The sequence below is a fragment of the Dialister succinatiphilus YIT 11850 genome (assembly GCF_000242435.1).
Classification (GTDB): domain Bacteria; phylum Bacillota; class Negativicutes; order Veillonellales; family Dialisteraceae; genus Dialister; species Dialister succinatiphilus.
The window spans coordinates 63,068-85,285 of record NZ_JH591189.1 but is presented as its reverse complement, the minus strand read 5'-3'; the positions used below and the strand labels follow the sequence as shown (position 1 = coordinate 85,285).

General features: G+C 50.8%; 23 protein-coding genes, 3 riboswitches and 1 other annotated feature. Of the genes, 3 read left to right on the top strand and 20 right to left on the bottom strand.

Annotated features, from left to right (window positions below; translation table 11 throughout):
• The first annotated feature begins 67 nt into the window (after positions 1–67).
• Together HMPREF9453_RS09360 and HMPREF9453_RS09355 are read left to right on the top strand one after the other, a co-directional pair.
• Positions 68–814, top strand: coding sequence for a class I SAM-dependent methyltransferase (locus HMPREF9453_RS09360; RefSeq protein WP_008860316.1), 747 nt, complete (start codon positions 68–70; stop codon positions 812–814).
• A 906-nt stretch (positions 815–1,720) separates the two neighbouring features.
• Positions 1,721–2,392, top strand: coding sequence for a TetR/AcrR family transcriptional regulator (locus HMPREF9453_RS09355; protein WP_008860315.1), 672 nt, complete (start codon positions 1,721–1,723; stop codon positions 2,390–2,392).
• A gap of 147 nt (positions 2,393–2,539) precedes the next feature.
• Here HMPREF9453_RS09355 and HMPREF9453_RS09350 read toward each other — a convergent pair whose 3' ends face one another.
• The 11 genes from HMPREF9453_RS09350 to HMPREF9453_RS09295 all read right to left on the bottom strand — a co-directional run bounded on the left by HMPREF9453_RS09350 (position 2,540) and on the right by HMPREF9453_RS09295 (position 12,442).
• On the bottom strand, positions 2,540–3,202 hold the full coding sequence (locus HMPREF9453_RS09350) for a TetR/AcrR family transcriptional regulator (protein WP_008860313.1): 663 nt from the start codon (positions 3,200–3,202) through the stop codon (positions 2,540–2,542).
• Between the two features lie 408 nt (positions 3,203–3,610).
• Positions 3,611–4,468 carry a polyamine aminopropyltransferase gene (speE, locus tag HMPREF9453_RS09345; protein WP_008860312.1) on the bottom strand — a complete coding sequence of 286 codons (858 nt, stop codon included), beginning with the start codon at positions 4,466–4,468 and terminating at the stop codon, positions 3,611–3,613.
• 4 nt (positions 4,469–4,472) lie between these two features.
• The gene (locus tag HMPREF9453_RS11130) at positions 4,473–5,192 is read right to left on the bottom strand and encodes a DivIVA domain-containing protein (RefSeq protein ID WP_008860311.1); all 720 of its coding nucleotides are present in this window, start codon (positions 5,190–5,192) and stop codon (positions 4,473–4,475) included.
• A gap of 56 nt (positions 5,193–5,248) precedes the next feature.
• The gene (locus tag HMPREF9453_RS09330) at positions 5,249–6,040 is read right to left on the bottom strand and encodes a YlmH family RNA-binding protein (RefSeq protein ID WP_008860310.1); all 792 of its coding nucleotides are present in this window, start codon (positions 6,038–6,040) and stop codon (positions 5,249–5,251) included.
• Positions 6,041–6,199: 159 nt separating this feature from the next.
• Positions 6,200–6,997: a pyrroline-5-carboxylate reductase gene (proC, locus tag HMPREF9453_RS09325; RefSeq protein WP_008860309.1), complete on the bottom strand. Its 798-nt coding sequence runs from the start codon at positions 6,995–6,997 to the stop codon at positions 6,200–6,202.
• 2 nt (positions 6,998–6,999) lie between these two features.
• Positions 7,000–7,422 (bottom strand): cell division protein SepF, encoded by a 423-nt coding sequence (gene sepF / locus HMPREF9453_RS09320; protein ID WP_008860308.1) that lies wholly within the window; start codon positions 7,420–7,422, stop codon positions 7,000–7,002.
• Positions 7,422–7,928 carry a cell division protein SepF gene (locus HMPREF9453_RS09315; RefSeq protein ID WP_008860307.1) on the bottom strand — a complete coding sequence of 169 codons (507 nt, stop codon included), beginning with the start codon at positions 7,926–7,928 and terminating at the stop codon, positions 7,422–7,424. Before HMPREF9453_RS09315 ends, sepF begins: the two co-directional genes overlap by 1 nt.
• 12 nt (positions 7,929–7,940) lie before the next feature.
• The gene (locus HMPREF9453_RS09310) at positions 7,941–8,630 is read right to left on the bottom strand and encodes a YggS family pyridoxal phosphate-dependent enzyme (RefSeq protein ID WP_008860306.1); all 690 of its coding nucleotides are present in this window, start codon (positions 8,628–8,630) and stop codon (positions 7,941–7,943) included.
• Positions 8,631–8,846: 216 nt separating this feature from the next.
• The gene (locus tag HMPREF9453_RS09305) at positions 8,847–9,842 is read right to left on the bottom strand and encodes an ABC transporter substrate-binding protein (RefSeq protein ID WP_008860305.1); all 996 of its coding nucleotides are present in this window, start codon (positions 9,840–9,842) and stop codon (positions 8,847–8,849) included.
• A 30-nt stretch (positions 9,843–9,872) separates the two neighbouring features.
• Positions 9,873–10,652, bottom strand: a complete 780-nt coding sequence (locus HMPREF9453_RS09300) for a transporter substrate-binding domain-containing protein (protein WP_008860304.1) — start codon at positions 10,650–10,652, stop codon at positions 9,873–9,875.
• A gap of 124 nt (positions 10,653–10,776) precedes the next feature.
• Positions 10,777–10,987, bottom strand: a binding site (T-box leader).
• Between the two features lie 84 nt (positions 10,988–11,071).
• Positions 11,072–12,442: a diguanylate cyclase domain-containing protein gene (locus HMPREF9453_RS09295; protein WP_008860303.1), complete on the bottom strand. Its 1,371-nt coding sequence runs from the start codon at positions 12,440–12,442 to the stop codon at positions 11,072–11,074.
• Positions 12,443–12,551: 109 nt separating this feature from the next.
• Positions 12,552–12,627, bottom strand: a riboswitch (cyclic di-GMP riboswitch).
• 77 nt (positions 12,628–12,704) lie between these two features.
• On the opposite strand from HMPREF9453_RS09295, the gene HMPREF9453_RS12190 reads away from it, so the two are divergent.
• Positions 12,705–12,857, top strand: coding sequence for a hypothetical protein (locus tag HMPREF9453_RS12190; protein ID WP_187368080.1), 153 nt, complete (start codon positions 12,705–12,707; stop codon positions 12,855–12,857).
• Between the two features lie 32 nt (positions 12,858–12,889).
• On the opposite strand, the gene HMPREF9453_RS09290 is transcribed toward HMPREF9453_RS12190, so the two are convergent.
• From HMPREF9453_RS09290 to HMPREF9453_RS09255, 9 genes are all read right to left on the bottom strand, one after another.
• Entirely contained in the window at positions 12,890–14,347 is a 1,458-nt protein-coding gene (locus tag HMPREF9453_RS09290) for an amino acid permease (protein WP_008860302.1), read from the bottom strand.
• Between the two features lie 243 nt (positions 14,348–14,590).
• Complete coding sequence (locus HMPREF9453_RS12185) at positions 14,591–15,370, bottom strand: TetR/AcrR family transcriptional regulator (protein WP_040380484.1); 780 nt, start codon at positions 15,368–15,370, stop codon at positions 14,591–14,593.
• A gap of 178 nt (positions 15,371–15,548) precedes the next feature.
• A complete protein-coding gene (gene truA, locus HMPREF9453_RS09280) occupies positions 15,549–16,346 on the bottom strand; it encodes a tRNA pseudouridine(38-40) synthase TruA (RefSeq protein ID WP_040380481.1) in 798 nt (265 codons plus the stop codon).
• 42 nt (positions 16,347–16,388) lie between these two features.
• Complete coding sequence (locus HMPREF9453_RS09275; RefSeq protein ID WP_008860299.1) at positions 16,389–17,192, bottom strand: energy-coupling factor transporter transmembrane component T family protein; 804 nt, start codon at positions 17,190–17,192, stop codon at positions 16,389–16,391.
• On the bottom strand, positions 17,186–18,052 hold the full coding sequence (locus HMPREF9453_RS09270; RefSeq protein ID WP_008860298.1) for an energy-coupling factor transporter ATPase: 867 nt from the start codon (positions 18,050–18,052) through the stop codon (positions 17,186–17,188). The genes HMPREF9453_RS09275 and HMPREF9453_RS09270 overlap by 7 nt, the downstream gene beginning before the upstream one ends.
• Positions 18,028–18,897 carry an energy-coupling factor transporter ATPase gene (locus HMPREF9453_RS09265; protein WP_008860297.1) on the bottom strand — a complete coding sequence of 290 codons (870 nt, stop codon included), beginning with the start codon at positions 18,895–18,897 and terminating at the stop codon, positions 18,028–18,030. The genes HMPREF9453_RS09270 and HMPREF9453_RS09265 overlap by 25 nt, the downstream gene beginning before the upstream one ends.
• Before the next feature lie 237 nt (positions 18,898–19,134).
• Positions 19,135–19,260, bottom strand: coding sequence for a hypothetical protein (locus HMPREF9453_RS12375; protein ID WP_262359557.1), 126 nt, complete (start codon positions 19,258–19,260; stop codon positions 19,135–19,137).
• A gap of 153 nt (positions 19,261–19,413) precedes the next feature.
• Positions 19,414–20,175 carry an HAD family hydrolase gene (locus tag HMPREF9453_RS09260; protein ID WP_008860295.1) on the bottom strand — a complete coding sequence of 254 codons (762 nt, stop codon included), beginning with the start codon at positions 20,173–20,175 and terminating at the stop codon, positions 19,414–19,416.
• A gap of 201 nt (positions 20,176–20,376) precedes the next feature.
• Positions 20,377–20,922 (bottom strand): glutathione peroxidase, encoded by a 546-nt coding sequence (locus HMPREF9453_RS09255; RefSeq protein ID WP_008860294.1) that lies wholly within the window; start codon positions 20,920–20,922, stop codon positions 20,377–20,379.
• Between the two features lie 719 nt (positions 20,923–21,641).
• Positions 21,642–21,817, bottom strand: a riboswitch (cobalamin riboswitch).
• Between the two features lie 100 nt (positions 21,818–21,917).
• Positions 21,918–22,088, bottom strand: a riboswitch (cobalamin riboswitch).
• Positions 22,089–22,218: the final 130 nt, after the last annotated feature.

Sequence of the window (22,218 nt, the reverse complement as noted above, 5' to 3'; positions counted from 1 at the left end):
CGTGTCATTCTCCTCCATTTTCAGCTATAATAATAAGTAAGAAAACTGGATAAAGGAGGCTGTCACTATGAAAACATTACTCAAAAAATCGTTTCCCTTCCACGCCGGTCCGAAAGCAGAAGGATACCTGCTGTCGGCATCAGACCTCTGGAATACGCCCCTTTCTCTCTGGGGGCTGTCTCAGGTAACCATACCGGAGGATGCGGAAATCCTTGAAATCGGCTGCGGCGGCGGGAAAAACCTGGAGCGTCTTTTGAAGAAGGCGCCGAAAGGTCATGTGTACGGCATTGATACTTCCTTCCGGGCCGTGGACTTTGCCTACCGCCAGAACGAAAAGGCCATCCGGGAGGGCCGTTGCTCTGTGTACGAAGGCGCCCCCGATGTGCTTCCTTTCAATGAAAAGAAATTTGACTTCGTCCTGGCAGCGGAATCCTTTTATTTCTGGAAGGATCCGGAGACCTGCCTGAAAGAAGTGCTCCGGGTCATGAAGCCCGGCGCTTCCCTGCTCATCCTTCAGTCCAAAGGCGGCCTTCCTCTTCACCGGATTTATGAAAAACTGATTCCCGGCATGAAGGTCTATGGCAGAAGCGATTTGAAGGAACTTCTGGAAGATGCCGGGTTCAGAGATGTCACCATCCGCTCCCGGCTGGGGGCCCTGGCAGTGGTGTCAGAAAAGCCGGTGACCCCTCTGGATACGGCCAGGAGGAAACTCCATCTCTCTTCCATCCCCTACGGTAAGCTGACGGCCGCCGCTTTAAGCGCTGCCGCCCTGGGTCTTGCTGCCTATGGGGCCTCCAGAAAGTACCGGTCCTGAAAAGGGATTCATGTCCCAGACCTATGGTAAAGAGTCTTTACTGCTTATACTTCATTCTTGAAATTTGGTCATATGGTATCAGAATTTTGATATCATTCACCCATGAAAAAGGACGAAACACCGCCCGGTGCTTCGTCCTTTTTCTGCCGCTTCCTTCTTTTTATGCAAAGAATAGCTGTAAAAGCATGACAGAAAAAGTCACTCTCTTTTCACAATCCTTGATGCCTCGCAACTTTTCAAATCTTAAAGTTTGTTTTTGGAAATATTTCATGAATTTATAAAAACAGTATTGACTTTTGTACTATATACGCATTATAATTAAATGCGTTCTAAACGCTCCCAAGGGACTTTTGGAACGGGAATGTTTCCACATTCCAAGGTAATTCTCCCCCGGCTGGTCTGCCCCAAATAGAACCGGTCCTGCCATACTGAAATAACGCCCTTATTTCAGATGCGGCCCGGTTCCTGCCTGCCGGGGGAGAAGATGAAGGCGCAGGATCCCCCTAAGTCCTGCGCCTTTCCTTTTGCCTGAAACAGAATAAAGCAGGCCTCTATGGCTGGACAGGTGTTTACTATTTCATTAAAACTAAAAGAAATCTAAAAGAGCATACCTCTTTAAGCATATGAGCTTTTTTCTATTTCCTTTCTTTTTTCATTCTTCCCCTCTATAAAAAATAGGGGGTCTGGCAAATATGTAAAGAATGTTATCTTCTTGTCATGTCATGTTTTTACCATAACTTCCGTATTTTTACCCTTTTTCTCTTCTTCCGTCAATCTCTAAATCATTTTCCGTTTGACAATAGGGTGGAATGTCTTTTATAATAAACTAAGTCAGGGGCATTTTAGGTATATATAATGCATGTGTATACGTTTTTTGTTTAGGGGAAAAGTGAGGTACAAATTACTATGTCCGAAAAAAGGGCAGTCCACATGAAGGGTATACGGAATCAGATTCTCAGAACTGCAGAGAAGCTGTTTCTGACCCAGGGTTATAAAACCACGACCATTCGTCAGATAGTGCAGGAATCCGGTATTACATCCGGCAGTATTTACAATATTTTTGAGGATAAAGAACATCTGTTTTCCGCTCTGGTTGATGAATTCCTGACCAATGCCAAAGCAAAGATTGACAAAGCACTGGAAGGACAGCCGGCAGAAAACCGTATGGTAGGCCTTCTGGGCATGGAGCTTTACATTACGGAAAAGAATCCGGTGGTCAGGGAATTGATGTGTGCCTTCCATACATCTCCCTTCCTTATGGAAACGGTGATTAAGCGTCACTCCACTCTGGCTGAAGAAGTGTGGGCCGGCAGGAGACATCCCCGCAATTCCAAGCTTTCCACAGCCATCCTTCTTTCTGAAGGTGCCGTATCGTCCTATGTCATTTCCTTCGATTTCTCCCAGAAACTTGATTATTCTGAAATCCGTCGGAAAGTGGTGCTCTGCATCCTCCGGAACATGGGACTGGAAGCAAGGGAGTCAAGCCGCCTTGTCCAGTACATGGAAGATCATGAAGCACTCTGGCTGGATCTGGCCAACCAGGTACTGAACCATTCTGGCGAGACACCGGAAGCCTAAATGCCTTGCATAAAATAAAAAGCGGGGCGTCAGTGAAAATTCACTGGCGCCCCGCTTTTTCACGTTTCTGCCGATTCTGACTTCATCCCGGCCTCTAAAGAAACCGGATGCCGGGGATGCAGCCATGACAGAACCTCTTTCCCCTTTCTATTTTTTCAGGATATCCTTTGCCATCATGGCCCATACCTCCCTCTTCTGGTCCAGTGATTTCAGCATGGGAAGGATATCCTTTTTCTTGCTTCCCAGGACCCTGAAGGTCAGGGAAAGAAGAAGGAATTCCGCTTCTTCCACAGGGGGCGGGTCCTTGAAATAGAAGGAATTGATGAAGCCGCCCATGGCCCCCTTCACCATGTAGTTCCGGGCAAGGATCTCATCTTCTTTGAAGAGCTTCCCGTAAGATTCGCCGAAAATTTTCATTTCCAGGCGCACATGACGATTCACCGCCGCTTCAAACATGGCCGGTGATGTATAGGCCTCCTGATACAGTTCCCTCACCCGTTCATCCCGGGCAATGGCTTCCATTTCCACCAGAAGCACTGCCGCATACTGATAGAGCGGCGATTCACCGCCCGCTTCCTTCTGCACCATGCGGATGCAGTTTTCCAGCACATCGGCGGCCAGGGTATTGAATATTTCTTCCTTGCTGGAAAAAATATTGTAAATGCTGCCGGAGGTAATGCCGGAGCGTTCCACAATCTGGCGGATGGTGGTCCGCCGGCAGCCCTGCTCCAGAAAAATATCCTTCGCTGTCTGCAGAATCCTGTTTTTCGTCTGCCTCATTCTTTCCGCCATAACTGGTGACTGATTCATATCAAAGCTCCTTTGATACTAAAAATGAACCGGCGGGAAAATCAATGAAATAGGCATTCCCCGTCTATTCCTCTCCCGGGGGTGCAGAAAAGAAAATCTTCTTCTGCCCTTCCCATTCTTCTAGACAATAGAATTTTAGAACATTTTTCATTATCTTTCAGTATAGTTTCTTTCCTGGCATTTGTCAATAGGTCAAATAAATCAGATTTCATAAGCCTTATGTAGAAACAGCCTTCTGTAGAAGCTTTGTCCCCTTTTGGGAAAATGAATGACCTGAAAGATAATATTCTATGTTTTTCCTTCTAAAATGCAGCCGCTGAATATTCCTTCCTCAGGAAAAGGGGAGCATCAACCCTTTGGAACTCATCAAAAAAAGCACCGATTTCATGGAAATCAGTGCTTTTTTCATCAGAAGGATTTCTGTCCTTTGTAGAGAAGTTCTTTGATGAAATTGGGAAGAACGAAGCAGCTCTTCTGGATGTGGCGGTTGTAGTATTTCATAGGCTCCGGTGCCCCATCCCTGGGTTCTGCCGTGAGGGGGTCGTACACTTTGGAGGCCAGCATGAAGGAATGCAGGCAGGCCGGATAAATGGGCACATGGGAATAGTACATGCGCACAATGGGGAATACATCATTCATCGCTTCAAATACATCGTGCACCGTGGACTGCTGCACAATGGGGGACTCGGTCTGCTGCACAAGGAGCCCGTCTTTGCGAAGGGCCGCGAAGGCGCTCTTATAGAAGTCCCTGGTAAAAAGTCCTTCTCCCGGTCCGATAGGATCGGAGCAGTCAATGATGATGACGTCGTAGAAGTCCTTCACTTTCCTGGCAAAGGCAATGCCGTCGCCTACGTGGACATGAAGTTTTTCCGGAGGATTTCTAAGGACTTTAGAAATGCTGGGGAAATATTCCTTGGACAGTTCTATGACCCGGCCGTCGATATCGCAGAGGTCCACATGGGTGACGCAGTGGTGGCGGCACACTTCCCGAGCCACGCCGCCGTCGCCGCCGCCGATGATGAGCACCCTTTCCGGATGGGGGTGCAGCATGAGGGGCACGTGGGAAATCATTTCATGGTAGGTCCATTCATCCTTCACAGAGGTCTGAAATACGCCGTCCAGAATCAGGAGCCGGCCGTATTCCAGGGTGTCTGCGATTTCGATATGCTGGAATGGTGTCTGTTCCTCATGCACCATGTTTGTGATTTTCAATGTGAGGCCCAGATTTTTATTGGCCCATTCGGTGACGTATTTTTTTTCTTCCATCGGTTTATTCCTTATTTTCTTCCTGCGCTGCCGGATCTTCTGCTTTCTCTTCCGTTCCTTTGGCAGTGGCAGCGGCCTGGTCAAAGAGGTTGCCGCCGGCAGTGGGTTCTTTTACTTCTTCTGTCTCCTCGGCAGCCGGCGCTGCTTCCTGGGCAGGTTCTTCTTTGGGAGCGTCTGCTTCCGGTGCTTCCTCTGCGGCCGGTGCAGCTTCTGCTTCCGGTGCTGCTTCGGCAGCCGGTGCCGGCTTCGCGGTGCCTTCTTCTACAGGCTGGGGTGCTTTTACGGCTTTGGCGGCCTCGATGAGAGCCAGGGCAGATTTGAAATTGGAAAGAAGTTTTTCAATGTAAAGGTTCATGTCCCCTTCTGTTTTCAGAAGGTCACCATTCATCCGGCGGCGGGCAGCTTCTGCATCAGCCACGATTTTATGGGCTTCATTCTGGGCTTCCCGAATGGAAAGTTCCGCTTCCTTGTGAGCGTTCTTCTTCACATTGTCTGCCGTTTCCTGGGCCATCACCAGGGTATTGGACATGGTGGCTTCCATCTTTTCATAGTTTCTAAGCTTTGTCCGGATGGTGTCCATTTCTTCTTCCATTTCCCGATGTTCACGGTAAATCCGTTCATAGTCCTTGGCCAGTTCTTCCAGGAATGTATTTACTTCATCCTGTGCATAGCCGCGAATCTGGCGGGAAAATGTTTTGTTGTGTATATCCATTGGTGTAATCATATGTATATGTCTCCTTTGGAATGTCTGTGTTTACCTTGTATGGAAAGCAGGCTCCTCTATTTATATCTGTATATCAGAAGGCCGGTGCGTCCCTTTCGGCTCCTGCCGGTTTCTTCCTTGATTTCTATGCGGCCTCTTCCGCGGATGCTGATAATGTCTCCTGCCTTTACAGTTTGGGAAGCGCTTTTGGCAGGCTGCCAGTTCACTTCCGTCCTTTCATCCTCCACGGCCGCCACCATTTTGGAACGGGAAATGCCGAAGCCTGCAGCTCCTACGGCATCCAGACGAAGGGATGCCACTGTGGCCCGCACTTCTTTGGCGGTCTGCTTGGGCGGCTGAATATCAGAGAGAGGGATTTCCTCCACCTTCACCGGCACCATGGCCACTTTTTTGAAGTTGTCCATGAGCCAGTCCTTCATGGCACTGTCCACCACGATCTGGCAGCCGGCGCCCTGCATGAGGATATCTCCTGTCACAGAGCGGTCGATGCCAAGGCCCATGAGGGAGCCCAGTACATCCCGATGGCCGATGAGACGGTACCGGCCGTCCCAGGTCACCGAGAGCAGGCTTTCGGAAAAGTCCACAGGGCCATCGTAATCCACTCGCTGGAAGGCGATACGCACCCTTTCTGCTTCATGATAGCCGCCAAAGGCTGTGGATTTCACAGTCTTCATATGGGCTGCAATGGTCTGGCCGATCTGCCGGGCAAAGGGAGCCATGAACGGGCCCACTGCAAAGGGCCGTCCCCGGTCTACCGCATCCGCCAGATCCAGAAGCCGCATGGCCATGTCCTTCGATTCATCACCGGAGGCCGCAAAATAACGAAGTATTTTTTCTCTATCCTTCATTCCATCCTCTTTCCTGTCTTCAGGGAAGCGCTGATTGAATCATGTCCGCTTTCATTTCTGTATGTTATGCCAGGCAGGCAGGCGGCTCAGCTTAAGCCGGTGCTCTCCCGGGATTGAGAGGCAGGGGAAACAGAACATCTGCCCTGCTCCTATGCCTTCTTATTTCCCTGCCATAGCGTCAGATTTTTCAAGGCACGCCTTGACGCCATCCATGAGGGCGGCCCGGATGCCGTCCCTTTCCATGGCATGAATGCCTGCAATGGTGGTACCGCCGGGGCTTGTGACCTGGTCTCTCAGTTCTGCCGGATGCTTTCCTGTTTCCAGTACCATTTTGGCAGCTCCATACAATGTCTGTGCCGCCGCTTCAATGGCCAGCTTCCGGGGAAGGCCGATGAGCACTCCCGCATCAGCCAGGGCATCAATGATGACAAAGGCATATCCCGGGCCGGCGCCGGAGAGAGCCCCCAGCTCGTCAAGCTGCCTTTCTGTCACCACCGCTTCCTTCCCCAGGGCGGAGAAAATCTCTTCCGCTTCCCTGATGAAATCGGGGGATGCTTTCTTTCCCGGTGCAATGGCAGCCATGCCTTCCCCCACCGATGCAGGGGTATTGGGCATGACGCGGATCACCTCGGTTTCTTCCGGAAGGGCCCCTTCCAGAGATGCAAGGGTAACCGCCGCCGCAATAGAAAGAACCCGGGATGGATGATACCGGGATATTTCCTGAAGCACTCCGGGTACCACATTGGGCTTCACCGCCAGAATCACCAGGTCCGCCTCTTTGGCTTCCCTGCCGTCCATGGAAGCATGAACGCCGTAGCGGGACGCCTTTTCGCGGGATGCTTCTTCGGAATGCTCTTTCACATATATTTCTTCTTTTTTCCACAGCCCTTTGGCAAGGCAGCCGGAGAGGATGGCTCCTCCCATGGCGCCGCAGCCGAAAATGAGAATCTTCTTCATTTCTACGGTCCTTTCCAGGTGGGAATACCTGAAACAAAGGCCAGCCTGTCTTCATGAAGATCCACCGTAGACGGAACGCAGATGAGCACATCATCATTGAGGAGCATCACATCTCCATGGGCCATATAGACAGCGCCGCTCATGAAGTCCACAAAACGGCTGGCTGCTTCATCATCCACATTATCATTCAAAACAACGATAACCGTCATGCCCCTTGCCAGGGCATCCACGGCACGACGGGCATCTCCGTAGGAACCGGGAACCATGATATCCACTTCCTGGGGCCGGATGCTCCTTGCGGGCAGCGCGCCTGCCGCCGGTACATCTTCTCCCTCGTCCCGTTCCTGTTCCTCATAGCTGTCTTCTTCAGGAGCTTCTTCAAACTGGCTTTTCAGCCAGTTCACTCCCTTGGAAAGAAAAGACATCAGCCCTGGGGAGCCTCAGGTCCCTGAGGTGTCTGGGCGTTCCACTGAGGCGCTGCCGGTGCCTGCTGCTGATCCTGATAGGCAGCGAAATTTTCACGGGATACGCTCATGTTATTCGGCGCGCAGAGATAAATATTTTCGGAAATCTGGTCGATTCGTCCGTCCAGTGCATACATGATGCCCTGTACGAAGTCTACAATCCGCTGTGCTTCATCGGCATCGGTTTTTTCCATGTTCATCACCACCGGGCGCATAGCCTTCAGATGGTCGCCGATTTTTTCAGCATCCCCATAGCTCTTGGGGTTCACCACCACCATGGTATAGGGCTTGGCAGCCTGACGGGGCTGGGCGGTGCGGCCAATGCCTCTCACAGGGCTTACCGCAGAAGCGCGAGGCGGAACGGGAGCAGAAGGGCTGACCGGTGCAGCTTCTTCTTCCATGTCCTCTTCTCTTTCATCCTCATCCCTGTCTACAAACTGATCCTTAAATTTATCAAGCAGACTCATTTTTTTCTCCTCTCAATGGTAGTGTCTTTCGCCAAAAATGGCAGTGCCTATGCGCACCATATTGGCTCCTTCTTCAATGGCAATTTCAAAATCATGGGTCATTCCCATGGACAGAATGGAAATCTGTCCTTCAGGAAATTCTTTCTTCATGTCAGTCCACATGCTGTGGGCCTTCCGGAATACGGGGCGGGTCTTTTCCACATCCTCATAGGCCGGCGCCATGCACATGAGCCCCTTGACCCGGATATGGGAAAGGGCTTTGGCTGTGTCCAGGGCTTCCTTCATAGACTGTGGAGGAAGGCCGTGCTTTGATTCTTCTCCGGAAATATTGAATTCCAGGAGCACATCCTGCACCTTGCCGATTTCTCCGGCCCGCCGGTCGATTTCCTTCATAATATCCAGAGAATCTGCCGACTGGATCAGGTCTGCCATGGCCACCGCTTTTTTCACTTTATTTTTCTGTAAATGTCCCTGCAGGTTCCAAATGACCGGAAGCTTCAAGGCTTTGTACTTTTCTTCCATTTCCTGGACCCGGTTTTCTCCTACCTGGGTGACTCCCAGATGAATGGCTTCTTCCATATCCTCCAGAGGATGGAATTTTGTCACTGCCACCAGGGTCACTTTCTGTCCATAGGGAGAACGCTTCCTGGCCGCTTCAATCCGGTCCATTACATGGGCTAATCTTTCTTTGATTTCTGACATAGCCCCCGCCTTCTTTGCAAGTATCTTTCGTATATCCTCCATGCTATGGATAAATGGATATACCTAGAGATTATTATATCACAGTTATTTAGGAGAAAAAACAGGAAAATGGATTTTAAAAACAGTACAGGCCGGTAAAATGGTATTTTCCCATGCCAAAAGGGGCTTTGAAAAAGTGACTGCCCTTTTTCAAAGCCCCCTGGCTGATGGACTGTTTTAAACCATCTGTGCTTTCTTTGCAATTTCATCAGGAATCTTGATTCCCAGAATGTCGGCATCCTTCTTATTGATGACAATAGTGTATTCCTTCTGGTGCTGGATGGCTGCAGTTTCCGGCTTGATTTTGCCGTCCAGGATATCAGCGGCCATGTGGCCTGTCTGAACGCCCAGTTTGTAGTAGTCTACGGAAAGAGCGGCCAGTGCGCCGTCTTTGGCCATAATGTCGGCTCCCACGATGACCGGAATCTTATTGGCATCGGTGACCTTCATCAGAGTGGGGATGGAGGAAGCCAGGGTGTTATCGGTAGGTACATAGATGAAATCCACCTTGCCTGCCAGGGATTCCGCCACCTGCTGGATATCGTTCACGCTGTTTACAGTTCTCTCCTCTACGGCCAAATTGTTCTTTTTGCAGTAATCCTTCATCATGTTGGCCTGGACTTCACTGTTGACCTCGCTGGAGGAGTAAATGAGTCCCACCGTCTTGGCATTGGGGACCAGGGCCCTTCCCAGATCCATCTGGGCATCAATGGAAGCCAGATCGCTGACGCCGGTCACGTTGCCGCCGGGCTTTTCATCATTCTTCACCAGTTTGGCCGTGGTATAGTCCGTAATGGCAGTGCCTACGATGGGAATATCCTTGATTTCATTGGCCACCGCCTGGGCTGCAGGAGTAGCAATGGCGCAGATGAGTTTCGGCTTTTCTGATTTGAAGCGGGATGCGATGGTTTTCAGGTTGGACTGGTCGCCCTGGGCATTCTGCTGATCAAAGGTGACCTTATCCTCGCCATAGCCCCTTTCCTTTAAGCCGTCTACGAAGCCCTTATTGGCCTGATCCAGAGATCCATGCTGCACGATCTGCACCACGCCGATAATCGGTTTTCCGGAAGCAGAGCCGGCGCCGCCCTTGGGCTGACTGCCGCCGCATCCTCCATATACCAGTGCTGCTGCTGCCAAAGCTGCTGCCATGCTCATTTTCATCCATGTCTTCATTTCTATGTCCTCCCCTGTTCCTATACTGCTTTATTTAATGTATGTATCTTCCAGTGCATCCATGGTACCGTCAGTTTCCATTTCTGCCAGGAAGAAATTCACATAGTTCAGAAAATCCTGGTCTCCCTTGGCCATGAGGGCGCCGAAACGGCTTCTGGTAAAGGGCTTGTCCACCAATGGCGCCGCCAGCTTTTCATTCATGCGCACATACCGCCTGGCTTCCATGGTTTCCGTAATCATGATATCCGCCTTTCCTTCCGCTATGAGGGAAGGGATTTCTGCATTCTTCTCATGGATGAGAAGGGTGGCGTGGGTCAGGCGGCTCTTGGCAAATTTCTCATTGGTTCCGCCCGGATTCACCATGACCTTCACCTCCGGCCTGTCCAGGTCCGCCAGGGACTTGTACTTTCCTTCCTCTCCCTTCCGGCAGAGAATGGTCTTGCCGAAGAGGAGGTAGCCATCAGACATGGCCAGGGTCCTTTCCCGGTCAAAGGTTCTTGTAATGCCGCAGAGGGCCAGGTCAAACTTTCCTGCTGCCGTATCGGCGGAAAGGGTCTTCCATGTGGTGGGCACGTACTCCACCTTCACATGAAGGGAGTCTGCCAGTTTTTCTGCCAGTTCTGTATCAAAGCCTTCATACTTCCCATCAGCGTCCTTATAGGACATGGGCCGATAATCACCGGTGGTACCCACCCGGAGGGTCCCCCGGGCTGCAATATCTTCCAAATGGGCGGCCCAAACGCTGCCGGCGCCTCCCAGGAGAAGCCCTGCTGCCAAAACGGCGGCTCCTGCTATTTTCTTCATATCCATCTTTCCATCCTCCCATGCTTTCCTTTATGAAAATCAAAAGTCCCCTGCTTATTTCTAAGCAAGGGACGACGGGACACATCGCGGTACCACCCTGTTTACCTGAATCAACACAAAAGGGTGGTACCCAAGGGACGGATTATCCGTGGTACCACCCAAATTATCTTCATCAGATCAACTCTACGCCCGGTAACGGGGGCATGCGTCGCAGCCTACTTTTACGTTCAGCCGCGCAGTTCAGGAAAGAACTTCCTCATTCCTCCGCCGCCGGTTCCCACCCAATGCCGGCTCTCTGCTTGGCTTCCAAAATGAGTACTTTTTTCCATCAGCACTTTTTTGATATGTGTCCATTGTAGCCAATGGGACCGGTCTTGTCAAGGGTCAATCAGCGGACTGGTGGATTGGCCCGCCAGCTCACTTTTTCATTTCACCTTTTCCGGATCCATTTCCGTGAGGCAGAGATGGTAGTATTTTTTCTTATCCTGATACATTTTCCGGTCTGCCTGGTTGAAGGCAGCATTGAGATGGCTGCCGCTTTCGGCCCACTGGGCGCCGAGGGCAATGGACATATTCTCTTTGGCCTTCATGGCATCATAAAATTCTTCAAATTTCCTGTAAAAGGCACATTCAGAAATATCCGGCAGAAGGACCACGAATTCGTCTCCCCCGGCGCGGTATACGAACTCATCGCCCCAGAACTGCTGCATGGCCTTTGCCGCCCGCCGGAGGAGCCTGTCTCCTGCCACGTGGCCCTCTTCATCATTGGCCCTTTTCAGTCCGTTCACATCGCCGAATACGATGCCCGCCGGGTGTGCCAGCCCCTCCAGTTCTTCCAGCTTTTCCATGAAGCTGTTTCTGTTTCTCACACCGGTCAGCATGTCCCGGTGGCTCAGGTAGTCCAGCCGGGAAAGGAGCTTCTGGTTCACCATGCGGGCTCCCAGAAAATAGGAAATAGTTTCCAATATTTTCTGGGTATTTACTGCATCGCTGATTTCATAGTTATCGGCGCCGATGTAGCCGATAAGTTTTCCGCCATCGTAAATGGGGGAATCCATAATATTCCGTATGCCCTGCCGTTTCAGGTTTTCATAGTCCACAGGGTCATCAGCCGCCAGAACGCCGATGTCTTCCAGCACCAGACTGGTATTGCGAACCAGGTATTTTTCCCAGCCGCCGATATATTCGTCATAGGGAAGATTCTGGAGCGTGTCGATTTCAGGCTTTACCCCTTCCCGGCACCATTCAAAGGTATTGCTTGCTGTCTTTCCGTCCGTTTCCAGAATGTAGAGGCGGTCGGCATGAATAATGGTACCCAGCTCAGCCAGCATGTGGTTCACCGCTTTTTCGTAGCTTTCCCCGCCGTCCATGATTTTCACCAGCTTGATGATAATATCGTCAGTGTTGGTGGACTGGCGGAGGTTCATCCGTTCCACATGGTCCAGATCCACATTCATGAAGATGAAGGCCGCCCGGCCTTCACCGGCCGGCTCCACTTCAAATTCCAGCCAGTGGCCCACTTCCCGGCTGTACATGCGGTTCCGTATCCTTTTTCCCTGAGCCGCTTCATAGCAGTAGTCGAACCATTTTTCATCGGCATTGTCATAGACGGACAAGAAAGAGCGGCCCATGAGCTCGGACTTATCTTTCCCCACCATTTCGCAGTATGCCTTATTGACATATACATAGATGGCGTCTATGGCCTTTTTCTTTTCCTCATCCATCACTACTTCAAAAGCAGCATAGGCTACCGGCACATTCATATCCAGGTCCGGTATAAACTTGTCATCTTCCATTGCAAACTTCCATTTCTTTCTCAGCTAAGCATCATAAAAAAGTGCAGCCTGCACTGCGCCCAAAGAAAGCACTGATGAACAGAATCAGTGCTTTTTGCAATTGCTCCTTCGTTGCAGCTGGCTGCCATGTAACAGGCCCTATAGTTTTGCGTCACAGATTTTCACCTGCTTTGCCTTTATACCTATAAAGATTATGCTTATAAAATTATCACCAATTTGTTATAACAGATTTCAGCAGATATTTCCAAGAAAAATCGAATGTATGAACAAGAATAATAGAAGAATAATAAAAAAGAAAGGATCCTGCTCCCAGGCTGCAGAAGCCTTTAACGATGGGCCAGGGCTTGCAAGAGTCTCCTTTGGCAGGAGTTTTAGCAGACTGCTAAAGACCAGGCCCTATACTTTCCCCTTCTAAAAAAAACAGCTCCCTGGGGAGCTGTTTTCCACTTATTTTATTCTCACATCGGCAGGAGATGCAGCAAAGCCTTCCGCCGTTTCTCCTTCTTCCTTAAAGCTGCCGGATTTTCTTTCATGTTTTCTTTTATTCTTTTCAATGAAATGGTAGCCGATGAGAAGGATGGCAAACCATACAGGAGTCACGTAAAGGGCTACCCGGGTATCATCGCGGAAAGCGGAAGCCACCACCACACCCAGAAGGAAGAGCATGGTAAGGTATCCGGAGTAGGGAGCAAAGGGCATTTTATAGGTAAGAAGTTTCTTTTCTTCCGGCGAAAGGGTAGCACGGAATTTCTGCTGGGTCCGGAGAATGACGAACCAGGTAAAGAGAGCCCCAAAGGATCCCACGCTGGTAACATACACGAAGACCTGGGCCGGCATGATGTAATTCATGAGCACCGAGAAAAGCAGCACTGCCGCAGAGAAGAGGATGCCGATCCAGGGCAGGCGGTGACGGTTCAGACGCTGGAAGCAGGAAGGAGCGTTCCCCTGCAGGGACAGGTTGTAAAGCATGCGGCCGGAGCTGAAGATGCCGCTGTTGCAGGAGGACAGCACTGCCGTAATGACTACGATATTGATAATGTCAGCGGCTCCTGCAATGCCCAGTTTTTCAAAGGTAATAACAAAGGGACTGCCCAGATGGCCGATTTCATCCCAGGGATAAATAGCCATAATCACGCCGAGGGACAGTACATAGAAAATCAGGATACGCCAGAACACTTCATCAATGGCTTTCTTAATGGTGGATTTCGGATCATGGGCTTCGCCGGCAGTGACGCCGATGATTTCAATGCCCAGGTAGGAGTACATCACCATGACCAGAGCCATGAGGGTGCCGCCGATGCCGTTGGGGAAGAAGCCACCGTGGGTCCACAGGTTCGTAATCCCCACAGGCTCCCAGCCGTTGCCGATGCCGAAGAGGATCATGCCGGCACCGCCGATAATCATAAAGATAATGGTGCAGATCTTAATCAGGGCAAACCAGAATTCAAATTCCCCGTAAGCAGAAACGGCAATGAAATTAACCACCGTCATCAGGAGAAGGGCACAGAGGGCCGATACCCACTGGGGCAGGTCGGGATACCAGAAATTCATGTAAATCCCTACGGCCGTTAGTTCCGCCATACAGGTAACCATCCACATATACCAGTAGGTCCAGCCGGTGAGATAGCCCCACTTGGGTCCCAGGAAACGGGCGGCATGGGCACTGAAGGCGCCGGATACAGGGTAGGCCACGGACAATTCGCCCAGGGCCCGCATAATGAAATAAATCGCAACGCCGCCGATGATATAAGTCAAAAGCACCGAAGGCCCTGCCAGTTCGATGGCTGTGGCGGATCCGAGGAACAGGCCTACGCCGATGGCTCCGCCAAGACCGATCAGCTGGATGTGCCGGTTCTTCAACCCTCTTTCAAGGTTCTCATGCATTTCCTGATTATTTTCTGCCATATGAAACTCCCAAATCTGACAAAAACTCCGGATCCGCGCCCTTTCATGGGGAAGATCCGGAGAAAAGAACTACTTTTTTTATTTTATACGCAGACCCACTGTACATCAAGACAGAAATTTACATTTTCCATACTTTTTCGTACATACGGCCCTGATTTAATGACCCAGGGGATATAAATTTTATGCATTCATGACATAAAACTCATGGCGACTGTAATCAATAGATTTTGTCTATAAAAATCATCATTTCTCCTTGATACCGTTCATGAGCACGTCGAAGGCCTGGTCCATGTAGGAGGCTTCGGAAATTTCCTCCTTCACCGCAAACCGTTTCTTGATTTCACTCATAAGATAATAATAGGCCACCATGCCGGCCCAGGAAATGCAGACCTCCGTGGGTTTCAGATTATGGCGGAAAATGCCTTCCTCCATGCCCTCCGTGAGAGCTGCCCGGAGCACCACCAGCACCATGGCGAATCGTTCCTTTCCAATGGAGGCAAAGACGTCGGTGGGATGAATCATTTCCCAGGAAAAGATGCGGAGAATATAGGGATGTTCCTTCATAAGACGGAAGAAAAAGCGGGAATACAATTCCATGATTTCCATGGGCTTTCTGGTGCCGTCGGCAGCCATTTCCACGAAATCCACCAGAAGGGCGCTTCCCCGCTCCAGTATGGCGGCATAGAGTTCCTTCTTCCCGCCGAAGTAATAGGAAATGGCGGCGCTGTTCACCCCTGCTTCCTTACCGATATCCCGGATGGACACGTCGGAATAGCCCTTCAGCGCAAAGAGGCGGATGGCTGCATTTTCAATCTGCTCCTTCTTGTCCGGCGCTTTCTCCTTTTCTTCCCTCGGGAAAAGGGTATGATACAGCTCTTCCTTGGTGCCGAAATAATAGGAAATGGATGATACGCTTACCCCTGCCTGACGGCTGATGTCCCGAAGGGATGTATCATGGTATCCCTTCTCCCCGAAAAGGCGGCGGGCCTCCTTTTCTATTTTTTCCTTTTTTCCTGCTTCCATGATGAACGCCCCCTGGAGTACCTGCACAGTTTCATTCTTCCTATTATATATGATTTTCTCTTCGATTGGAACAGCAGAGATGAAATGATTGAACCGTTCAGCTTCCAGTGTTCAAAAAAGCGGCAGTTCCTGCCATCCTACGGAAAGCAGCCAGCTGCCGCAAATCATTGCTATCTTCTCAAAGGCACCAGGGATAGAGAGGCATCTTCAGGGTTTCGTCGATATCCTTCCCGGTAATGGGTGCAAAGTACACACGAAGGAGGCAGAGGCCTTCGGCAGGCGCCGTGATGCCCAGTTTCCTCCGGTCCCGGGCTTCAAGGATGCGGGTAATGTCTTCCGGAGACAGCGCGCCGCATCCTGCATCCACCAGGGCCCCCGCCATGTTGCGCACCATATGGTAGAGGAAGCCCTCGCCGGTTACGTAAACGCGATAAAGGGAGCCTTCCTTTTGAATGCGGATGTCATGGATCTTCCGCACCGGGTCCGAGGGCACGGAATTATTGCCGCGGAAGGAGGTAAAGTCATGACGTCCTTTAAGCACCGCTGCCGCCTTTTCCATGAGGGAAAGATCCAGTTTCTTCCCGGTGCGCCAGATGTACCGTTTCAGGAAGGGCGATGTTTCCCTTCCTTCCGTCAAAAGATAGCCATAGGTTTTCCCATAGTTTCTCCTTCTTACGGAAAAGTCCATATCTACCTCCCGGCTGGCAGTGACGCGGATATCATAGGGAAGACAGGCATTCATGGCGTACAGGAAGCGGTCCCCGGGAATGGTGGAATCGGTATAGAAAGTGCATTCCTGGCCGTAGGCATGGACGCCGGCGTCCGTGCGGGCCACGAAGTAGAGAGTGGTTTTCACGCCGGTCAGCGACTGAAGGCAGTTTTCCACCATTTCCTGCACGGTCATGCGGTTTTCCTGCCGCTGGAACCCGCCGTAGCTTGTGCCTTCATAGGAAAGGGTAATCCATATATTTTTCATCGTTTTCAAAAAGCCGGGGCCTCTGCCCCGGCTTCCTTTCTTTTATTTGAAATAGATATACAGTCCAAGGAGCAGGGCTGTAACCAATACCACTGCCAGGAACGCATTCCTGTCTCTCCAGGTATAGGCCAGCTGATGCATTTTGGTGCGGCCTTCTCCGCCGCGGTAGCACCTGGCTTCCATGGCGGTAGCCAGATCGTCGGCTCTGCGGAAGGCGGAAATGAAGAGGGGTACCAGCAGGGGGACCATGTTCTTCGCCCGCTGCCAGAGATTTCCGTTTACGAAATCGGCGCCTCTGGAGGACTGGGCTTTCATGATACGGTCCGTTTCTTCCAGAAGGGTAGGAATGAAACGAAGGGCAATGGTCATCATCATGGCCAGTTCATGGGCCGGTACGCCGAACCGTTTGAAAGGCATGAGCAGTGCTTCGATACCGTCAGTGAGCACAATGGGGCTGGTGGTATAGGTAAGGAGGGAAGAAAAGGCAATGAGGAACACCAGACGCAGGGTCATGATGAGGCCGTTTTGTATCCCTTCCTGACTAATATGAATGAATTTCCAGGTAAAGAGCTCATTGCCCGGTGTGGTGAGCACATGGATACCCATGGTGAATACCAGAATAATCCACAAAGGCTTGATGGCTTTCCAAATCAGGGAAACCGGCACGCCGGACAGGGCGATGGCCAGGAAAGTAAATCCGGCCACCAGAATGTAGGACCACAGGTTATTGGCCAGGAAAATGGCCACGATGAAAATCATGGTGCAGAGAATCTTGGCTCTGGGGTCCATGCGGTGCAGGAAAGAATCTCCCGGGTAATACTGGCCGAGGGTAATATCTGTTAACATGATTTTCCGCCTCCCAGCATCTGACTCATTCTATCCACCGCTTCTTCCACGGTTTTCGCATCCTCCGGCACCGGAATGCCCTTCTCCTTCAGATACAGAAGGGTCTGTGTCAAAGGCGGCGCATCGACGCCGCATTCCTGAAGCTCCCTGCGATGGTGGAGGAAAATATCCATGGGCTTTCCATCCATCACCAGATGGCCCTTGTGCATCACCAGCAGGCGGGTAGCCAGCCGTGCAATGTCGTCCATGTTATGGGATACCAGGATGACGGAAAAAACGCCTTTCTGGTACCAGCTCTGGATGCGGGAGAAAATTTCACGCCGTCCGATGGGATCAAGGCCTGCCGACGGCTCATCAAGGATAAGGAAATCGGGATGCATGGCAATCACCCCTGCAATGGCCACGCGCCGCTGCTGGCCGCCGGAAAGGCGGAAAGGCGAACGGCCGCCGAAGGTATCATAATCAAGGCCTGCAAATTTCATGGCACTTTTCACTCTTTTTTCCGTTTCCTCTTCACTGCAGCCCAGATTCTTCGGGCCAAAGGCGATATCTTTGGCCACGGTCTCCTCAAAGAGCTGATGCTCCGGATACTGGAAAACCATGCCCACAGAATGGCGCTTGGCTACCGCTTCCTTCGTCTTGGCTGCCAGGTCCACGCCGTCAATGGTCACCTTTCCGGAGGTGGGATGGATGAGGCCGTTCAGATGCTGGATCAGGGTAGATTTTCCGCTGCCCGTATGGCCGATAATCCCGATAAATTCTCCCTTTTCAATGGTGAGGCTGATATTTTCCAGCGCCACCTTCTCAAAGGGAGAACCCTTGCTGTACACACAGCTTACATTTTCGACGCATATGGACATAATGATTCTCCCAGCTCCTCATCTGTCAAACAATCTTCCGGTATATGGAAGCCCTTCTTCCGAAGTCCATGGGCCAGATCCGCCGCCACCGGCACATCCAGTCCCAGGGCCGTCAGCTTGTCGGCCTGGGAGAAAACCTCCCTGGCCGTTCCTTCCATTCTCAGATGGCCCTTGTCAATGACCATCACATGGTCCGCCGTCACCGCTTCTTCCATGAAATGGGTAATGAGCACAATGGTTATGCCTTCCTTTTCATTCAGCTCATGCACCGTATCCATAACCTCTTTACGGCCATGGGGATCCAGCATGGCTGTCGGTTCATCCAGCACGATGCAGTCCGGATGCATGGCCAGAATGCCTGCAATGGCGATGCGCTGCTTCTGCCCGCCGGAAAGCATGGCAGGAGAATGGGTGCGGTAAGCCGTCATGCCTACCTTCTCCAGAGCCACATCCACCCGTTTTTTGATTTCCTCCGAAGGAATGCCCAGGTTCTCCGGACCGAAGGCCACATCTTCCTCTACAATGGCAGCCACCAGCTGGTTGTCCGGATTCTGAAACACCATGCCCACCTTCTGGCGGATATCCCAGATATGGGAAAAATCGGAGGTCTTCATACCCTCCACATAGATTTCCCCGTCCGTGGGAATCAGCAGGGCGTTCAAATGACGGGCCAGCGTGGACTTGCCGCTGCCGTTGGTACCGATGATGGCCGTAAAGGACCCCTTCCTGATGGTGGCGGATACATCGGAGAGGGCATCAAACTTCTTCCCCTCTTCCGTCTCAAAGGTATGGGTCAAATGACGGATATCAAAAAGAATGTCTCCACCCTTTTTTTCATCCTTCATACTTTCTTTCTCCATGTTTCCTCTTTCTTATGTCCTGAGAAATATAAAAATACAATGATACTTTATGATAACAGACAATTCCTTTTTCCGTCAATGAAAAAAAGACTGTCTTTTATATAATAATCAGCAGCAGTCCTTTTGTCAATTTATGCAATTTTATCTGTTTACAATCATCCGGATAGGGTTCTCTTCCAAAGACCGGTTCCTGTTTCCCAGTCCGGTAAAGCGGGCAGAAAGTCAAAGAAAGGGCTGATACAGGAAGGCAATTTCTTCCCCCACCCCCGGCATTTCCACTTTCATATCTCTTTTCCAGCTCTTCCGCCGGTCCCGGAAAAGGGGAAGCATATTCCTGGTATCTGCCATCAGCATGTCCGCTTCTTCCTGATGACAGGCCGGGGCACTTGGATTTCTTTCCTCCAGGGCTTGCGGCCAGCCCGATTCATCAAAAATCAGGCCGGCCTGAGGGGAACAGCCTTATCCAGTCTCTTTACAAAGATAATCATTACCGGAGAATCCTTAAATCCAGCCGAAGTGGCGGCAGGCGTTGTAGATACCGTCTTCGTCGGCCCGGTCGGTGATGTAGCTGGAAAGGGCCTTCAGCTCCGGTTTGGCGTTGCCCATGGCGATGCGAAACCATTCTTTACGGAACATGGAGCGGTCATTCATGCCATCGCCGAAAACAACGATGTCCCTGTCGGAAATATGGAACCGTTTCTGTATTTCCATAATGCCCCTTTCCTTATGCACCGGCTCGATGAGCATGGTGTCCGTGCTGAACCATACGTGGGGCAGCGTATAGAGAGGAATGTCATCCCTTTCCTGTTTGCTGCAGGCCACAAAAATCTTGTGGATGGCAGAGACTTTGCGGAAGTCAAAGGAGGGATCCACTTCCGTTTCATAATACCGGTCTTTGACTTTTTCCAGATACAGAGGGGTCCTTGTAACGCGGTATTTCTTATTATAGGGAGCGGCCGCCCAGGGATGCTTTTCTTCATCAATGTCCGAAAGGGTACGGATGCAGTCCGAAAGAGGCAGGCCTTCATCATAAAGAATCTTCCCGTCAATGGTGACCGCATTGCCGCCATCGGACACCAGAGCTGATATGCCCAGGGTCCTGGCTACTTCCAGGGCATCTGCCTGCATGCGTCCGGTGGCCAGGGAAACAAAGTGTCCCCGGCGGATGAGTTCCTTCACCGCTGCCCTGGTGCTTTCCGGATAATCTGCTGTCAGCGGCGTAGTCAGGGTACCATCAATATCAAAAAAGAAATATTTCTTCATCCTCTGCCTCCTTTGCTTTTCATTTCCTTTCTTATAGTACCATAAGAGGAAGAGTGTTCAAAGGGGCGCGCTCTTTAAGGCGTGAAGGGTTCGCAAAATGAAGAGTCCTGCGGTGCTCGGCGTCTTAAGGCAGCGGCTCTCTTCGATCACCAGCAAAAAAGACAGTGAAGAAAATCCTTCACTGTCCTTTTTCAATGACTGTTACAGCAGTTTTTCAATTTCCGGCGCTATGGCTTCCGGTGTCTTGGTGGGTTCAAACCGTGCTGCCACATTTCCATCTCTGCCCACCAGGAATTTGGTGAAATTCCATTTAATGGAATCATCATCCAGGAAATGGGGATAGTTCTTTTTGATGAAATCCAGAAGGACTTTGGCATTGGGATGGTCCATGTCAAGACCCTTGAATCCCTTTTCCTTTGTCAGGTATTTGAAAAGGGGCTGTGCACTGTCTCCCCTTACATCGCCCTTGCGGAACATGGGGAAGGTAACGCCGTAGTTCAGGCGGCAGAATTCCTGGATTTCTCCGTCGCTTCCGGGATCCTGCTCTGCAAACTGGTTGCATGGGAAGCCCAGCACCACAAAGCCCCTGTCCTTGTAGGCATTGTACAGTTTTTCCAGTCCTTCAAACTGGGGCGTAAAGCCGCACTTGCTGGCTGTATTGACAATGAGAAGAACTTTGCCTTTGTAGTCGGACAGGGAAACTTCCTGGCCTTTTCCGTTCACTGCTTTGAAATCGTATACGTTCATATAAACCTCCCGGGCTCTCATGCCCTAAAGGCGGCGGCGCCGCCGGCTAATCCATGTCTAAGTAAAACGATATTTATCTATCTGATGGTTCTATTATATCGAATTTCATCGAATAATGCAAGCAAAAAAAGAAGCGACACCAAGCCGCTTCAAAAGGGGTTGGAGCAGTGCGCTCCTATGAGAACCTGTATAATAACATCCTTACGGAATGCTATTACCCAAATGACAGGCCATCTGCCTTTCACCGAAGGCGTATGGCAGAGCCTTTCCGGTGCGCCGCACCGGTTTATGAGGACTTCCCGGAGGAAGGGATGGTAAAAAGGAGCGATGATCATATTTCCCTTTTATGACCATCGCCAAAGGGAGATGAATCTCAGGGGGGCAGCCCCCTGTATCAGAGTGGTGCCGAAGCACCCGATATATAGGAACTTCATAAAGAAGGTATGGTAAACGGGGTGGGTGATGATGATATTTCCCTTTTACCGCCATCACCCAAAAGGAGATGAACCATGGAGAGATCCCCACAGGTATATGTAAAGCCTTCTTCAGGCGTTACATCGAATGATAGAGGGTGGGAAGATTTCCGGGAAAATGATGTTCCCTGTCATCATCTCCCGGCGGGTATGCAAAAGAAAATCCACCTTGCAGACAAGGTGGATTCAAGGCAGGCCAAAGAAATCGGCTTTATGAATACACACCTTCCCATCGCTCGTAGGTCAAACGGTGATACAAAACAGGCAGTTCTCCTGACTCTGCTTCCTCGCGCCTCCAGCCTTCCCAATTTCCTCAGTGACTTCTGTTGGATTTGCTCTGCATTACAGTGGCGGGACCGTGCCGGCTTTTCACCGGTCTTCCCTATTAAGCCCTTATGGGCACCTGCTTTACTTATGAAATTGTGCTCCTCAATAACCGAATGTTCAACCCATGAAAAAAGCTCTTTACCCAGGGCAAAGAGACATCCATACGACATCCCCTTCCCATCGCTCGTGGGTTCAAACGGTGATATAAGACAGGCAGTTCTCCTGACTCTGCTTCCTCGCTATCCGTCTTCCCGATTTCTCAGTGACATCATTGGATTCGCTCCGCATTACAGTGGCGGGACCGTGCCGGCTTTTCACCGGTCTTCCCTATTAAGCCCTCAGGGCACCTTTCTTTTCATATTCGGTTGTCATTATAGTATCACTCTTGATAGCTGTTGTCAAATAGATTTTGCGACATGGTACGAAACAGGCCGGTTCTGCAATAGGCAGGGGCATCCTGGCCTGTCTTTGCACCAGAAAGCATGATTTTGCCAAA

Bases quoted from the DNA above. Each gene is read 5' to 3' on its own strand.
- HMPREF9453_RS09360 (WP_008860316.1), top strand. From the start codon at position 68: ATGAAAACATTACTCAAAAAATCGTTTCCCTTCCACGCCGGTCCGAAA.
- HMPREF9453_RS09355 (WP_008860315.1), top strand. From the start codon at position 1,721: ATGTCCGAAAAAAGGGCAGTCCACATGAAGGGTATACGGAATCAGATT.
- HMPREF9453_RS09350 (WP_008860313.1), bottom strand. From the start codon at position 3,202: ATGAATCAGTCACCAGTTATGGCGGAAAGAATGAGGCAGACGAAAAAC.
- speE (WP_008860312.1), bottom strand. From the start codon at position 4,468: ATGGAAGAAAAAAAATACGTCACCGAATGGGCCAATAAAAATCTGGGC.
- HMPREF9453_RS11130 (WP_008860311.1), bottom strand. From the start codon at position 5,192: ATGATTACACCAATGGATATACACAACAAAACATTTTCCCGCCAGATT.
- HMPREF9453_RS09330 (WP_008860310.1), bottom strand. From the start codon at position 6,040: ATGAAGGATAGAGAAAAAATACTTCGTTATTTTGCGGCCTCCGGTGAT.
- proC (WP_008860309.1), bottom strand. From the start codon at position 6,997: ATGAAGAAGATTCTCATTTTCGGCTGCGGCGCCATGGGAGGAGCCATC.
- sepF (WP_008860308.1), bottom strand. From the start codon at position 7,422: ATGTCTTTTCTTTCCAAGGGAGTGAACTGGCTGAAAAGCCAGTTTGAA.
- HMPREF9453_RS09315 (WP_008860307.1), bottom strand. From the start codon at position 7,928: ATGAGTCTGCTTGATAAATTTAAGGATCAGTTTGTAGACAGGGATGAG.
- HMPREF9453_RS09310 (WP_008860306.1), bottom strand. From the start codon at position 8,630: ATGTCAGAAATCAAAGAAAGATTAGCCCATGTAATGGACCGGATTGAA.
- HMPREF9453_RS09305 (WP_008860305.1), bottom strand. From the start codon at position 9,842: ATGAAGACATGGATGAAAATGAGCATGGCAGCAGCTTTGGCAGCAGCA.
- HMPREF9453_RS09300 (WP_008860304.1), bottom strand. From the start codon at position 10,652: ATGGATATGAAGAAAATAGCAGGAGCCGCCGTTTTGGCAGCAGGGCTT.
- HMPREF9453_RS09295 (WP_008860303.1), bottom strand. From the start codon at position 12,442: ATGGAAGATGACAAGTTTATACCGGACCTGGATATGAATGTGCCGGTA.
- HMPREF9453_RS12190 (WP_187368080.1), top strand. From the start codon at position 12,705: ATGAACAAGAATAATAGAAGAATAATAAAAAAGAAAGGATCCTGCTCC.
- HMPREF9453_RS09290 (WP_008860302.1), bottom strand. From the start codon at position 14,347: ATGGCAGAAAATAATCAGGAAATGCATGAGAACCTTGAAAGAGGGTTG.
- HMPREF9453_RS12185 (WP_040380484.1), bottom strand. From the start codon at position 15,370: ATGGAAGCAGGAAAAAAGGAAAAAATAGAAAAGGAGGCCCGCCGCCTT.
- truA (WP_040380481.1), bottom strand. From the start codon at position 16,346: ATGAAAAATATATGGATTACCCTTTCCTATGAAGGCACAAGCTACGGC.
- HMPREF9453_RS09275 (WP_008860299.1), bottom strand. From the start codon at position 17,192: ATGTTAACAGATATTACCCTCGGCCAGTATTACCCGGGAGATTCTTTC.
- HMPREF9453_RS09270 (WP_008860298.1), bottom strand. From the start codon at position 18,052: ATGTCCATATGCGTCGAAAATGTAAGCTGTGTGTACAGCAAGGGTTCT.
- HMPREF9453_RS09265 (WP_008860297.1), bottom strand. From the start codon at position 18,897: ATGAAGGATGAAAAAAAGGGTGGAGACATTCTTTTTGATATCCGTCAT.
- HMPREF9453_RS12375 (WP_262359557.1), bottom strand. From the start codon at position 19,260: ATGGCAGATACCAGGAATATGCTTCCCCTTTTCCGGGACCGGCGGAAG.
- HMPREF9453_RS09260 (WP_008860295.1), bottom strand. From the start codon at position 20,175: ATGAAGAAATATTTCTTTTTTGATATTGATGGTACCCTGACTACGCCG.
- HMPREF9453_RS09255 (WP_008860294.1), bottom strand. From the start codon at position 20,922: ATGAACGTATACGATTTCAAAGCAGTGAACGGAAAAGGCCAGGAAGTT.